This window comes from Psychrobacter sp. NG254 (genome assembly GCF_015277735.1).
In the GTDB taxonomy this organism is placed as follows: Bacteria; Pseudomonadota; Gammaproteobacteria; order Pseudomonadales; family Moraxellaceae; genus Psychrobacter.
In genome coordinates, this window is the sequence record NZ_JADHDA010000002.1 from 1 (window position 1) to 14,733 (window position 14,733).

At 43.3% G+C, this 14,733-nt stretch carries 10 protein-coding genes; 7 read left to right on the forward strand and 3 right to left on the reverse strand.

Annotated features, from left to right (window positions below; all coding sequences use genetic code 11):
- Positions 1–833 precede the first annotated feature (833 nt).
- From thrS to rnr, 4 genes are all read left to right on the forward strand, one after another.
- Positions 834–2,768: a threonine--tRNA ligase gene (gene thrS, locus IP510_RS02660; RefSeq protein WP_194363268.1), complete on the forward strand. Its 1,935-nt coding sequence runs from the start codon at positions 834–836 to the stop codon at positions 2,766–2,768.
- A gap of 23 nt (positions 2,769–2,791) precedes the next feature.
- Positions 2,792–3,295, forward strand: a complete 504-nt coding sequence (gene infC, locus IP510_RS02665; RefSeq protein ID WP_194363269.1) for a translation initiation factor IF-3 — start codon at positions 2,792–2,794, stop codon at positions 3,293–3,295.
- A gap of 300 nt (positions 3,296–3,595) precedes the next feature.
- Positions 3,596–4,840 carry a toxic anion resistance protein gene (locus IP510_RS02670; RefSeq protein ID WP_194363270.1) on the forward strand — a complete coding sequence of 415 codons (1,245 nt, stop codon included), beginning with the start codon at positions 3,596–3,598 and terminating at the stop codon, positions 4,838–4,840.
- Positions 4,841–4,979: 139 nt separating this feature from the next.
- Positions 4,980–7,256 (forward strand): ribonuclease R, encoded by a 2,277-nt coding sequence (gene rnr, locus IP510_RS02675; protein ID WP_194363271.1) that lies wholly within the window; start codon positions 4,980–4,982, stop codon positions 7,254–7,256.
- A gap of 85 nt (positions 7,257–7,341) precedes the next feature.
- Here rnr and IP510_RS02680 read toward each other — a convergent pair whose 3' ends face one another.
- The 3 genes from IP510_RS02680 to hisA form a co-directional block, all read right to left on the reverse strand.
- A complete protein-coding gene (locus IP510_RS02680; protein WP_194363272.1) occupies positions 7,342–7,641 on the reverse strand; it encodes a hypothetical protein in 300 nt (99 codons plus the stop codon).
- Between the two features lie 81 nt (positions 7,642–7,722).
- Positions 7,723–9,351, reverse strand: a complete 1,629-nt coding sequence (locus IP510_RS02685) for a mechanosensitive ion channel domain-containing protein (protein ID WP_194363273.1) — start codon at positions 9,349–9,351, stop codon at positions 7,723–7,725.
- An 88-nt stretch (positions 9,352–9,439) separates the two neighbouring features.
- Positions 9,440–10,180, reverse strand: a complete 741-nt coding sequence (hisA, locus tag IP510_RS02690; protein ID WP_194363274.1) for a 1-(5-phosphoribosyl)-5-[(5-phosphoribosylamino)methylideneamino]imidazole-4-carboxamide isomerase — start codon at positions 10,178–10,180, stop codon at positions 9,440–9,442.
- Between the two features lie 1,076 nt (positions 10,181–11,256).
- On the opposite strand from hisA, the gene IP510_RS02695 reads away from it, so the two are divergent.
- Genes IP510_RS02695 through IP510_RS02705 form a run of 3 tightly spaced genes read left to right on the forward strand, consistent with a single transcriptional unit; the run spans position 11,257 to position 14,733 of the window.
- The gene (locus IP510_RS02695) at positions 11,257–12,609 is read left to right on the forward strand and encodes a Na(+)-translocating NADH-quinone reductase subunit A (protein ID WP_194363275.1); all 1,353 of its coding nucleotides are present in this window, start codon (positions 11,257–11,259) and stop codon (positions 12,607–12,609) included.
- Positions 12,610–12,614: 5 nt separating this feature from the next.
- Complete coding sequence (locus IP510_RS02700; protein ID WP_194363276.1) at positions 12,615–13,850, forward strand: NADH:ubiquinone reductase (Na(+)-transporting) subunit B; 1,236 nt, start codon at positions 12,615–12,617, stop codon at positions 13,848–13,850.
- On the forward strand, positions 13,831–14,733 hold the full coding sequence (locus IP510_RS02705; RefSeq protein WP_194363277.1) for a Na(+)-translocating NADH-quinone reductase subunit C: 903 nt from the start codon (positions 13,831–13,833) through the stop codon (positions 14,731–14,733). Before IP510_RS02700 ends, IP510_RS02705 begins: the two co-directional genes overlap by 20 nt.

The following is a 14,733-nucleotide window of genomic DNA, read 5'->3' on the forward strand; positions in this document are numbered from 1 at the left end:
GTTCTTTAGTTATGCTTTTAAATAGTGCTCAATCACTGTCGTCCAGTAACTGATATATAGGGTAACTCTCTTGCTGTTTAATCTCAAACCCTCGCGGGTCAAGCTATCTAGCGAGCCGACTATCTTATCATAATGATTAGGTTTGTCAAGCTGTTTTATAAATTGTTTCATCAGGTTAACTGGGTTATTAATGTGTAATCACACATCAGTTACTGCCAGTCCGTCTTGATGAGGGCGTATTATAGACGGTTTAAAGTCTGAGTCAAGACCTTTATCAAAGGTTTATTAATTAGTTTGATCGAATTTCTAATAGTTGATTCTTTTCAATAGGTTAGGTTTTTATTGCTCCCGATAGGCTAAGAAGATGGCTAGGAATATCCTTTGGGTGTGTTCCTACTTATTCTTTTAATGTTGATATTTCTATAAAAAGCACTATATAAAAGGTCATTCACAGAGCTTCGCCAACACTCTATACTGAAATGTCCAAAATGGCTTTCACAGTCTATATTATGGTTCATGTCTTATTGAGACTAATGCTCTATCCCTTGATATCTAGTGTTGATAGATGGTCTTTGCTATAATAGTTGGTTTACTGCATTATTTTATTTCCGCTAATCATCTATTATTAATTTGATGACGTCACCTATTATATCGGCATTGGTCAAACACACTTGAACAATCCATTAGTTTCACACTATATAATAGTAGTAAGCGACTTATAAAATAATGTATACCTCCCACAATGAACAGATGTACTTGATGTGGTCTCACGGTTATATGATTGATGGTTGCAATCATCACTGCCAACGGACCCAATAATAGGTGAATAGATTATGGTAGCGATTACTTTACCCGATGGCAGCGTAAAAGATTTCGAAGGTAATACAACAGTCATGGAAGTGGCGCAAAGTATCGGGGCGGGGCTTGCTAAGGCGACGGTTGCTGGACGTGTAAACGGTCATCTCGTAGATGCTCATGATCCTATCGTCGCTGATGCCAAAGTAGAAATCATTACCCCAAAAGATGATGACGGTGTCGATATCATTCGTCACTCATGTGCACATCTATTAGGTCATGCCGTCAAGCAGTTGTACCCTGATGTTAAGATGGTCATCGGTCCTGTTATTGATGATGGTTTTTATTACGATATATTCAGTGAGACGCCGTTTACGCCTGATCACATGGAAGCGATTGAAAAGCGCATGATGGCGCTGATCAAGCAAGATTATGACGTTATCAAAAAAATGACGCCACGCGCTGAAGCGATTGAGATATTTGAGTCACGTAACGAAGATTATAAGCTAAAGCTCATTAATGATATGCCAGGTGAAGAAGCATTTGGCTTGTATCATCATCAAGAATATGTCGATATGTGCCGCGGCCCACACGTGCCAAACACACGATTCCTAAAAGTATTTAAACTGACTAAAATGTCAGGTGCTTATTGGCGCGGCGATGCAAAAAACGAGCAGTTGCAACGTATCTATGGCACGGCTTGGGCAGACAAGAAACAGCTAAAAGCCTATATTCAGCGTATTGAAGAAGCAGAAAAACGTGACCATCGTAAAATTGGTAAAGCGTTAAACCTATTTCATATGCAAGAGCAAGCGCCAGGTATGGTGTTCTGGCATGCTAATGGTTGGACAATCTATCAAGTACTTGAGCAATATATGCGTAAAGTACAGCACGATAATGGCTACGAAGAGATCAAAACGCCGCAAATCGTAGATCGTAGTCTGTGGGAGCGTTCAGGTCACTGGGGCAACTATGCGACTAATATGTTCACGACCTCTAGTGAAAACCGTGATTATGCTGTAAAACCTATGAACTGCCCTTGTCACGTACAAGTCTTTAATCAAGGCCTAAAGTCTTACCGTGACCTTCCATTGCGTATGGCAGAATTTGGTTCTTGTCATCGTAACGAGCCATCAGGTTCACTACATGGTCTGATGCGTGTACGTGGTTTCACTCAAGATGATGCCCATATATTCTGTACTCAAGCACAGATTCAGCAAGAAGTGGCTGACTTTATCAAGCTCACCCTTGCTGTCTATGAAGATTTTGGCTTTGACAATATTATTATGAAACTATCTACCCGCCCTGAAAAGCGTGTCGGTAGTGATGAGTCTTGGGACTTCGCCGAAAAAGCCTTATCAGATGCCCTTGATAGTTCAGGGCTAGACTGGGATTATCTGCCTGGTGAAGGCGCATTCTATGGTCCAAAAATTGAATTCAGTTTAAAAGATTCGTTAGGACGCGTGTGGCAGTGCGGTACGATTCAGGTGGATCCAAACATGCCTGAGCGCCTCGATGCAGAGTTCGTCAACGAGCAAAACGATCGCGAAATCCCTATCATGTTGCACCGTGCAATTTTGGGTTCTTTTGAGCGTTTTATCGGTATCTTGATCGAGAACTATGCTGGTTGGATGCCAGTATGGCTAGCACCGCAGCAAGTTGTGGTCATGAATATCACCGATAAACAAGCGGATGCATGCGAAAATGTGGTCCGTGAGCTCAAAAATGCAGGTCTGCGCGCCAATAGTGACTTGCGTAACGAAAAGATTGGATTTAAGATACGAGAGAAAACATTAGAACGTATTCCCTATATGCTAGTATTAGGGGATAAAGAAGTCGAATCGGGCAGCGTCAATGTCCGAACGCGTGAAGGTGAAAACCTTGGCGTGATGAGTGTTTCTGAATTTATTACATTAGTACAGACCGCTGTCAGTAAAAAAGGCCGACAGACCCCAAAAACAGATGAGGAGTAATACCTATTAAACAGTCGAACCGTTTGAACATCAACGAAGATATCAGTGCCAAAGAAGTCCGTCTCGTTAAAGAAGATGGCGAACAAATGGGCGTGGTCGATATCGCAACCGCGATGAAAGCGGCACGTGAAGACAGTCTAGATTTGGTTGAATTAGTTCCTGAAGCTAAGCCGCCAGTATGTAAGATCATGGACTATAAGCATTTCCTCTATGATCAAAAGCAAAAGGCGAAAGAAGCTAAGAAAAACCAAAAACAGACTCAGCTCAAAGAGATGAAGCTACGTCCGAGTACCGAAGAGGCCGATTATCAGGTTAAACTGAGAAAAATCGTTAGCTTTTTGGAAGATCAAGACAAAGTTAAAATTAGCATCCGTTTCCGCGGACGTGAAATGGCGCACCAAGAAATCGGTCGCAAACAACTTGATCGTATCATCGAAGACACCGCTGACATCTCAAACGTCGAGCAGTATCCTAAGATGGAAGGTCGTCAGATGGGTATGCTGCTTGGACCAACCAAAAAGAAATAATCAGTTTTTAAGGTTATTTTGAGCGCGCACTGTCAACTGACATAGATATTTATCACTATGACCATCAATATACTGCGGGATATTGATGGTTTTTTATTATACACATAGATAGTTATCTTAACGCTGCGTCCTCACTCAGATATATTTGGCTGACGCTATTTTACAAATCCTGCCTTCTCAACTTTTAGATTACACGGTAATCTAAAGATCTATTTGTTTCTATTTACTCATGTTCTAATTGTTGAAAAAACAACGTATCGTTCAAATATCATACGCATCCTAAACATCAGAGGAAATTTCATGCAAGAATTGACCCCACCAGAAAATGCGAGAACGCCTAGTATCTCTCTGACTGCGCCTGAACCTGTCAAAGAAATTCAAAAAAGTGAAGCAGATCAGATGGTCAAGTTGGATGAAAGCCAAATCCCAGAGCTAGATGCCAAAGTCGATGCTTTCGTCGACCATGTGATTACCAACTCTGTGAATAGCGACGAGTTTCGACAGAACGTACAGTCTATTCATAATTTGGGTACGAAAGAGATTCGTGAATCAGCGCAAGTCTCTAACCGGATGCTCGATTTACCTGCAAAAAGCCTCAATGACAGTTTGTTTGACAACTCCCCTATTGCAAAGTCTTTGACTGAGCTGCGTGGTATTGTAGAAGACTTAGATCCCAGTAAAAAAGAGCTAACAAGTTCGCGCAAATTGTTTGGTCTCATTCCATTTGGCAATAAAGTGCAAGACTACTTTCGCCAATACGAGTCAGCGCAGTCACATATCAATGCCGTGGTCACCAGTCTGTATAACGGTAAAGACGAATTGCTCAAAGACAATGCAATGATTGAGCAAGAAAAAGTCAATATGTGGGAGCTGATGCAGTCGATTCGCCAATATATCTATATCGGTAAAAAGATCGATGAGCAACTAGAGCAAAAGGTCTACGCAATAGAAGCAACAGATCCTGAAAAAGCACGCGTCATTAAAGAAGAAATGCTGTTTTATGTGCGTCAAAAAAATACGGATTTTTTGACCCAGTTAGCGGTAAACATACAAGGTTATTTGGCGCTTGATACTATTCGCCGTAATAATCTAGAGTTGATCAAGGGTGTCGATCGTGCCACCACGACGACCGTGTCGGCATTACGTACAGCTGTCGTCGTCGCGCAAGCCATGACTAACCAAAAACTGGTCCTTGATCAAATTACTGCATTGAATAAAACCACGAGTAGCTTGATTGAATCAACCTCAGCCATGCTAAAGCGTCAGTCAAGTGAGATTCATGAGCAAGCCACCAGCAGTAGCATTGAACTTGATAAACTTCAAAATGCTTTTAATAATGTCTATGATACGATGGATATGATTAGTAATTATAAAATTGAAGCACTAGAAAACATGAAACAAACGGTCAATACGTTGACCACTGAAGTGGATAAAGCACAAAAATACTTGGATAAATCAAATCAGACCACGGTACTAGAAGTCTCAAAAGAGCTAGATAGCAAGAAAATCACCAATCAATCTAGCGGTGTTGATATCAATATTTGATTTGTCCCTATAGCTGTTGCTAAAAAACGGACCGCTTCCTGCTACCGAATGCACATAAGACAATTGACGCAAGATATTGCAACGTCGTTCGTGTTAAGATAGCTCCTATTAATAATGTTAAAAATAGATACGGTAATTTATGAGTTGGAATGATCCAAACGCCTCAAGTGAGGCAAAAAAATACGACAATCCTATCCCTAGTCGCGAGCTGATACTCAGCACGATTAATGAGCATGGGGAAGTCACGCATCAACAGTTGGCAAAAGCCTTCAATATTGATGATCCTGACCAATTTGATGCTCTGGGTAATCGCCTAAAAGCCATGGCACGTGATGGTCAAGTGAATCGCGACGGCCGTCCCTATCGCTACCGTACTGTGACTAAGCAAGATATTGTCACTGGTATGGTATCTGCACATCCAAAAGGCTTCGGTTTTGTTGTTTTGAGCGATATGCCAGACTTGTTTTTGCACGAAAAGCAAATGCGCTGGGTATTTAATGGCGACACAGTAGCCGCTGTCGGTACGTCAACAGACAACCGTGGCCGTACAGAAGGTCGCATCGTTGATGTCGTCGAACGTCGCCAAAACAATTTCATCGGTACGCTGGCTCGTGACGAGGATGGCTACTGCGTCGAGCTTGGCAGTCCGAATAATCATCAGCCTATTACGGTCACTGATGACAATGTAGAGGCACTCAATGTCAAGCAAGGTGCGCCTGTCAAAGTCGATATCATTGATTGGCCAAATCAGCATGAATTTGCGACTGGTAAGATTACCGAAGTGTTGTCTGATGACAATGATCGCGAGCTCATTATTGAAACCACGCTACTTAACTATGACATTCCATCAGACTTTAGCGAAGCTACGCTTAAACAAGCTGACGGCTATCAAGAACCGACTGAAGCAGACATAAAAGGTCGCACAGACTTACGTCACCTGCCCCTTGTCACTATTGATGGCGAAGATGCCCGCGACTTTGATGATGCTGTATTTGCTGAAAAGCGCTCTGGCGGTAATTACCGCGTGGTAGTGGCCATTGCTGATGTCAGCTATTATGTGACACCAAACTCAGCACTTGACCAAGATGCCTACGAGCGTGGTACCTCGGTATACTTCCCGCATCGCGTGATTCCGATGCTGCCTGAAGTGCTCTCTAATGGCCTATGCTCATTGAATCCTGATCTTGACCGCCTATGCATGGTTGCTGATATTAAAATATCACGCGCAGGTAAGGTCACAGGATATGAGTTCTATCCGTCAGTGATGCATTCGCAAGCACGTTTAACCTATAATCAAGTAAACGATTATCTTGTGAATCCGAATGACAAAAGACTGCCGAAATCATTAACGGGTAATAAAGACGTCAAAAAATCTGTCGACACGTTATATCAGCTTTATGAGCTACTGGTTAAAAAACGTGAAGAACGTCATGCGATGGAATTTGAAACCGTTGAAACGTATATCAAGTTTAACGAAAAAGGTGGCATTGAGGCTATCCTGCCACGCACTCGTGGTGATTCTCAGAAGCTCATCGAAGAATGTATGTTGCTTGCCAATACTTGTGCGGCAAACTTTGCGCTCAAGCATGAACTGCCAGTCTTGTATCGTAACCATGATAAGCCTGATGGTGAAAAGTCGATGCGTATTCATGAATATGCGAAGAACTTTGGCTTACCATTCCCAGAAGAGAATCCAACGCAAGCGGATTATCAGCGCATTATTGAAGCGACTAAAGACAGACCAGATGCGATCAGTATTCATAGCATGTTATTGCGTTCAATGATGCAAGCCAACTATGCACCTGACAATATTGGTCACTTTGGCTTGGCATATGACGAATATAGCCACTTTACGTCGCCTATTCGCCGTTATCCTGATTTGATGCTGCATCGTGCGATTAAAGCAAAAGTAACCAATAGCTCACAGCCTGTCATGGAGTTCTCTCTTGAAGGTGCTGGTACGCAGACGTCAGATACAGAACGCCGTGCTGAAAAAGCGTCACGTTTTGTAGAGTCATGGCTCAAATGCCACTATATGAAAGATCATGTCGGTGAAGAGTTCGAAGGTGTTGTCACTACGGTTACTAGCTTTGGTTTGTTTGTGACCTTGACTGACCTATACATCGACGGTTTGGTACACATCTCGAATGTTGGTGATGACTTCTTTGTTTATGATGAGCAGCAACAACAGCTTATTGGCAAGGACAAGGGTACCGTATTTGGACTTGGTGATTCAGTTAAAGTGAAGGTCGCTGGTGTCAATATGGACTTGCTACAGATTGACTTTGATTTGAAGGCTAAATTGCAGTCTAGCGCCATGAACCAAACGAAAAAAGACCAACCTAAGAAAGAGCAGGCAAAAAAGAGCCCTACGAAAAGAAGTAACAATCGTAGAAGTGCCAGTAAAAAGAGTTAAGTTTGGACTGAGCTATTAAATAAAAAAGGCTAACGTTATCGTTAGCCTTTTTTTTGCTTTTTTTAATTGCAGGTTGAGTAACCCATTACTGCGTACTGCTGATTTGATCCATGCGCTCTTGTTCAGCTTGCTGTGCTTGATCGATTTTGCTAGTGGCGCTATCTACTAAGGCTTTGGGCTGCTCGCCCAATGGCTGGCTTGTGATATCTGTTGAGCTACCGCTAGTATCTGGCTCAGGGGCTACCGTTACTGTAGATGATTCGGGAACGGTACTGCTAACCATCGCTTCTCTGTTTTGCTCACGACTATTACCATTGATGATATTAAAGCCAAGCAGTGACACGATACCAATCACTGCAAATATAATTAAATGTTTCATTTCCATAAAAAGCTCCGTATTTGATAAAACCTCAAATATAGATTTTGCTGCACTTTTTATGCCTAATTTAACATATGTCTAATAATACTACTCTTGCGGGCTATTACTGTTCAGTAAATCGGTCTCATCTGAGCTTTGTGCAATCTCTTGCTCGACTTTTTCCATCAATTTGTCATTAGGACGAGCATCGAGAACATCATCTGCACTGCGACCTTGTAAAATCACTTTGGCTCGTGCCTTCGCTTGCTTTTTATCTTGGTCATCAGTATGACTCTCATCATTCTGATATTTAACTGTAGGCTCAGGAGTGCTCGTTGTCACCGTCATATCAGATTCAACATTTCTCGCACTGTCCTGCATCGTCTCAAAAGCTTTTTCCAGCTTATTGTTAAAACGTAGGCGATAAATAGGTTCAGGGAGACTAAAGCCCTCATTCTCTAGCGCGTGTTTGGTCTCACGAATAGCGATACTACGTGCTTTAGAAAAGTCTGTCTGAGATTGATCGACCCAAGTTTGAAACTCCAAAACAATATTAGAGTCGCCTACATTGGTAATGACGGCAATCGCTTTGGGTTCATCCAAAACAAAATCTAGCGTATGTATCGCATCTAGACCCACTTTGATAGCAGCCAATGGATCATCGTTGGCATCGACACCTAACTCAAAAGTGAAGCGGCGCTCAGGGTTTTTGGTGTAATTAAGGATAGTACCCTTAAAAACCTCAGAATTGGGAATACGTAGCTGGTTGCCGTCTAACGTCATTAGTATCGTCGCGCGTGAGGTCAAGCGCACCACGATACCCTCTTGCCCGTTAATCACAATATGATCACGGGCACGAAAAGGCTGACGAATACTGAGCATTAGGGATGCGATATAATTTTCAATGGTATCTTTTACCGCAAAGCCAACTGCAATACCAATGACACCAGCACCGCCAAGCAATGTGCTTAAAATCGTCTCTGCCCCTATCAGACTCAGTCCTAAGATAAGACCAAAAATAATAAAGATGACTTTGACCGTTTGTGAGAGCAATTCAGCAACGAAAGGATTGGGCGTCAGGCGTTGCCACATTTTTTTGCGTCTGGACAACCAGCTACCAAACCACGTCACTAAGGCAAATATAACGATACCGACGAGCAGTAGTGGCAATGCTTTTACTAGATTTGCCACCTGTGCTTTTAGACCCTGATAAACCGTCGAGACATTCTCTTGAACATCCAGCGTACGATTGATTTTGTCTTCTACAGTAACCACGTCAGTTAGGCGATTGGTTAGATTAATGGCTTGCTGGGCTTTTTTCTCGTTAGCCGTTTCTCCCGTTAAGGTGACTACTCCTTGGGTGACGCTAATATTGACAGCTTGTAAGCCTTCGATTTCTGAGAAAATACCAGTGATACGCTGACGAATGTCATTGTCTTTTTGCGGTGTGGGTGTGGTTTCAATTTGGGCATTATTGGTGCTTTCGCCACTGATGACTGGTGGCGGGGCAGGTGTCGGTATTGAGGTGGCGGGTGCTGATGATTCGCTGTCTGTAGTGACAGCGCTATCAGCTTCTGGCGCCTCTGAACCCTCTATACCTAGAGCTGCTGTAATACTAGAAAGCTCTTCTCCAGCAGCATAGGCTGGCCACGTACAAAGGATGCTTAGTAGCAATACCATTTGACCCAAGGCTGTTATAACACAGCGTATCATTGAACGGTCAAAGTAAGTGGCCATAAGCATCCTTTGCTGTCGTTACTGAATTTTATTGCTAATTTTTATGACTAATCTTTATGACTGATTGTTATAAATAAGCTTTTACTGCTTATTTACGATCTAGATAAATCTGCGCCTCAGCTAAGCTTAGCGTACCTTCATAAATAGCACGGCCGGTGATGATGCCTTCGATACAATCACCATAAGGCTTTAACAGTTCAATATCTTTCATATCAGTCACGCCGCCTGATGCAATCACTGGTAGGCCGCCTTCACGCGCTAAGTTTACGGTCTGCTCAACGTTGACGCCTTGCATCATGCCATCACGGGCAATATCAGTATAGACGATAGAGGAAACACCTACATCAGCGAAACGCTTGGCCAGCTCAGTTGCCTTGGTATCTGTGACATTCGCCCAACCATGGGTAGCAACCATACCGTCTTTTGCATCGATACCGACGATGATATGACCACCGAACTCGCGGCACGCTTCAGCGACAAAATTAGGATCTTCAACGGCCTTTGTACCGATGATAATGTATGTCAGCCCTGCGGTAATATATTGCTCAATGGTATTCATATTGCGCACACCGCCGCCTAATTGAATCGGCAGATTCGGATACGCCTTGGCAATATCGTTGACCACTTGTCTATGTACTGGCACGCCATCAAAAGCACCATTCAAATCGACCAAATGTAGTCGACGTGCGCCTTCATCGACCCAACGCGCTGCGACTGCTACTGGATCATCAGAGAATACCGTATCATCTTCCATACGGCCTTGTTTTAAACGTACACATTTACCATCTTTTAAATCAATCGCCGGGATAATAACAGGCACAGCACACATATAGCATTCCTTATAAAGCAAAATAATAATAATAAATTTGGTTCATTACATTTTTGAAAACGAGATAGTCTTTAAGCATCATACAATAATAAAAAGCGTTACCAAAAAGCGACTTGGGCGATACATGGCTAAAAAACCTGCCCCTAGATAGATGAAAAATAATAGAAAACAGGCAATCATAACCATAAGTTTTAGTGCGTAGATGTACCGCCAACATTCGTTAAATTCTATTACTGACTGGCAATTTTAGGTCAATTTAGCGTATAATCCTAGGTAAATTTTATTTGTTTCTGTGTGATAGTAGTTATGTGAAGCAACGATGTATTATGGTTTTATTCAGTCATCACGACTGGTTAATACGACATGATGATTAGAATGGATCAAGCAATGGCTTAGTGTGACTGTATAAGATTGGCCAATATATTGCTAGATAGGACTGAATATGATTTTCAATCATCAGCTCTTTGACCTTCAATCCTACCGTATTAAACTCGACCAAATACCTCATAAACCTCTATCACTGGTCAATCAAATTAAAACAGTTATGACCATATCTACAGCGGTTTGTAATGAGTAACTCTGACTTAAACCCGCTGAGATAGTTTGTCTTTTAACCAGTGTATCATCTACCTCAATAGATCGTTAGTTGACCACCGCTTTAAGCCATTTAGTGTCTTCAATAGCACTGATAAGGCAGATATGGCCAATGATACTGGTGTTACAAGTTTTAAATTTCAATGAAACGTATGGTAAGACTGTCTGTTTATGAAGAACTCTCTTAAGCCACAAGCTTTGGCGATTGATTTTAATAAGATGGTCTTGGCATACACCTTGGTAGCCAGACGCCACTTTGGTAATTCGAATAAGACGTTAACGTGTTGTTAAGGAGTCTAAGGTCAGCGTTAATGCTCTTACTAGTAGTTATGATCATGCCATACCGTTGAAAAGATTTTGTCACTATTTCACTATGGAAATAGGAAGTCATTTTCTCTTTCGATAAATATGGCTGCTCATACTATCGATATACCACACAGGATGTCTGGTATCGTTTTAGACTATGGACTAAGTTTTCGCTTATGATTACCATCAAAAAAGGTTTGGATTTGCCCATCACTGGTGGACCCTCCCGCGAGATATCTGAGCACCAACCGACACATGTAGCCCTTGTTGGCTATGACTATGTAGGCATGAAGCCCACAATGAATGTCAAAGAAGGTGACGTCGTAGCAAAAGGTCAGCCCGTTTTTGAAGACAAAAAACGTGCTGGCGTTATCTATACGGCCCCTGCTGCTGGCAAAGTCGTCGCGATCAAACGTGGCGACCGTCGAGTGTTCGAAAGTCTTGTGATTGCGGTTGACCCAAATGGTGAAGAAGTAGACTTCGAGCGCTATGACTCACAGCAGCTTGCTGACCTAGACTCTGAAGTCGTTGAAACCCAATTGGTTGCCTCTGGTGAATGGACCGCGTTTCGTACGCGCCCCTTTAGCCGCGCGCCAGAACTTGGTGCTCGTCCACATGCCATCTTTGTCACAGCAACGGATACCAATCCATTAGCCTTTGACCCGATGCTTGTGATCAATGAGCAGCTGCAAGCGTTCAACGATGGACTTGCCGTACTCTCTACGCTTAGTCCAAAGACTTTTGTCTGCCATCATGGTGATACTCAATTGACCCCTGTGGCAAAAACTGCTGTCAATAATACCACTGAGTATCACGGTTTTGCTGGTAAGCATCCAGCAGGTCTGGCAGGTACGCACATTCATTTCTTGCATCCTATCATGCGTGGCGTGAGTGTCTGGACGATTGGCTATCAAGACGTGATTGCGATTGGTAAGCTATTTACCACCGGCCGTCTATATACGCCTCGCTTGATTAGCTTAGCAGGCCCATCTGTCAATAACCCACACTTAGTTATGACTGAGCGTGGCGCTGATATTACTGCCTTGACCAAAGGTCAGCTAGCAGCTGGCGAGAACCGTATCATTTCAGGTTCGGTATTGTCTGGTCGCAAAGTGTTTAGCAATATTGCCTATATCGGTCGTTTTCACAATCAGATCAGTGTACTGACGGAAGGTCATGAGCGCCCAGCGTTCCACTTCTTTACGCCAGGTAAAAACCGCTTCTCAAAGCTGCCTATCTATATCTCTCAGTTTTTTGGTGGCAAAAAGTACAACTTTACCACCACGAGTAATGGCTCACCGCGAGCGATGGTGCCAATTGGTGTCTATGAAGAAGTTATGCCTCAAGACTATCTACCAACCCAACTACTACGTGCATTAATTGTCGAAGACATGTTGGTCGCTGTTGATTTAGGCGTACTTGAGTTGGATGAAGAAGATTTGGCACTATGCACCTTTGTATCTCCTGGCAAATATGAATTCGGTGATATTTTGCGTGATAACTTAACGCGCATCGAACTGGAGGGCTAACCACGATGAAATTTTTACACAATATGTTCGATCGTATGGAGCCATCTTTTACCAAAGGCGGCAAACACGAAAAATACTATGCCATCTTTGAGATGTTTGATACGTTTTTGCGTCAACCAGACTCAACCACATATGCGTCATCACACGTACGCGACGGGATTGATCTAAAGCGCATTATGATTACTGTATGGCTATGTACTTTCCCAGCGATGTTTTGGGGTATGTACAATATCGGTCATCAAGCGCTAACGGCGGTTGCTCAGCTTGGCTTGCAGCCTGAAGGCTGGCGTACGGTTATCACTAGCATGGCAGGCTATAACCCAGACAGTGTCTGGGCAAGTTTTGTCTACGGTGCCATGCAGTTCCTACCTATTTACCTTGTGACATTTGCCGTTGGTATTCTCTGTGAGATTATCTTTGCCGTGGTACGCGGGCATGAAGTCAACGAAGGCTTCTTTGTGACCTCGGTACTATTTGCACTATGTTTACCACCAGATATTCCTTTATGGCAAGTTGCCTTGGGTATTATCTTTGGTGTGGTCGTAGCCAAAGAAGTATTCGGTGGTACAGGTAAAAACTTCCTTAACCCTGCCCTATCGGGTCGTGCATTCCTATACTTTGCTTATCCAGCCTATATGTCTGGTGACTCTGTATGGACAGCGGTTGATGGTTTTTCAGGAGCAACGCCTCTTGGTCTTGCGGCACTTGGTGTCTCTCCTCAAGATTTCGTCGACGTCTATGGCAATGCGATCACGTGGAGTGATGCATTCTTCGGTAACATGCAAGGCAGTATCGGTGAAGTATCAACACTAGCAATCTTAATGGGTGCTGCTGTCCTATTATGGACGCGTATTGCCTCATGGCGCATCATGGCAGGTTGTGTGGTTGGTCTTGTGGCTACCTCACTTATCTTCAACATGATTGGCTCTAAAGACAACATGATGATGAACTTGCCGTTCTATTGGCACTTAGTCATCGGTGGTTTTGCCTTCGGTGCAGTGTTTATGGCAACTGATCCAGTGTCAGCTGCACATACCAATAAAGGCCGCTGGGCTTATGGTATCTTGATTGGTTTTATGACGGTATTGATTCGTGTCATCAACCCAGCTTTCCCAGAAGGCATCATGCTGGCCATTCTATTCGCCAACTTATTTGCGCCATTGTTTGATTACTTTGTGACCCAAGCAAACATCAAACGCCAAACAGCTCGGAGGGTTCGTTATGTCCAAGCCCAAAAGTAATAATGCGAAAACCATCAGTGTGGCACTAACGCTATGCTTGGTGTGTTCAGTATTAGTCTCAGCAGTTGCAGTTGGCCTAAAGCCAGCTCAGCTTGAAAACGCGCGTTTAGACCGTAACAAAAACATCCTGGTCGCGGCTGACATGTACGATGCTGAGTCTGACACACAAGACGATGTCGCCGAACGATTCAAAGACTTTGATGTCGAGATTATTGACTTAAACAAAGGCAACTATGTCGATGATGCAACGCTAGCAGACGCAGGTATCCCTGATCGCAATGCTTATGACGCTAGTCAAGCGACTAAGAATCAAGCATTGAGTGACGACCTAGGTAACGATGATCCTGCGGGTATCGGTCGTAAGCCTAAATATGCCAAAGTCTATGTCAAAAAAGACGATGCTGGTCAACCTGAAGTCGTCGTATTACCTATTCAAGGTTACGGACTATGGGGTACTATCTATGGTTTCTTGACGCTTGAGAGCGACATGAATACCATCAAAGGTATCAGCTTCTATGAGCATAAAGAAACCCCAGGTTTGGGTGCTCGTATCGAAGAGCCAGAGTGGCGCGCCAAGTGGACTGGTATCCAGTCTTATGATGAAAACGGTGAAGTTGCTACTGGTGTGACCAAAGCAGGTAATCCAAAAGACAACTGGGTTGATGGTATCAGCGGTGCGACATTGACTAGTCGCGGTGTCAGTAACATGATTCAGTTTTGGTTAGGCGAGCAAGGTTATAAGCCTTATCTAGATATGCTGCGCAAAGAGGGTGGTCAGACAGTTGATAATGCAGAGACACAAGCAAATCAATCAAAGAAAACCGCTCAACCTAAAACCGAACTGGCAGCAAAACTACCAGTAGCAAACGGCAAGGAGGCTTAA

What these genes read in the sequence shown, in the direction of transcription:
- thrS (WP_194363268.1), top strand. Translation starts at nt 834, where the DNA reads ATGGTAGCGATTACTTTACCCGATGGCAGCGTAAAAGATTTCGAAGGT.
- IP510_RS02670 (WP_194363270.1), top strand. Translation starts at nt 3,596, where the DNA reads ATGCAAGAATTGACCCCACCAGAAAATGCGAGAACGCCTAGTATCTCT.
- rnr (WP_194363271.1), top strand. Translation starts at nt 4,980, where the DNA reads ATGAGTTGGAATGATCCAAACGCCTCAAGTGAGGCAAAAAAATACGAC.
- IP510_RS02680 (WP_194363272.1), bottom strand. Translation starts at nt 7,641, where the DNA reads ATGGAAATGAAACATTTAATTATATTTGCAGTGATTGGTATCGTGTCA.
- IP510_RS02685 (WP_194363273.1), bottom strand. Translation starts at nt 9,351, where the DNA reads ATGGCCACTTACTTTGACCGTTCAATGATACGCTGTGTTATAACAGCC.
- hisA (WP_194363274.1), bottom strand. Translation starts at nt 10,180, where the DNA reads ATGTGTGCTGTGCCTGTTATTATCCCGGCGATTGATTTAAAAGATGGT.
- IP510_RS02695 (WP_194363275.1), top strand. Translation starts at nt 11,257, where the DNA reads ATGATTACCATCAAAAAAGGTTTGGATTTGCCCATCACTGGTGGACCC.
- IP510_RS02700 (WP_194363276.1), top strand. Translation starts at nt 12,615, where the DNA reads ATGAAATTTTTACACAATATGTTCGATCGTATGGAGCCATCTTTTACC.
- IP510_RS02705 (WP_194363277.1), top strand. Translation starts at nt 13,831, where the DNA reads ATGTCCAAGCCCAAAAGTAATAATGCGAAAACCATCAGTGTGGCACTA.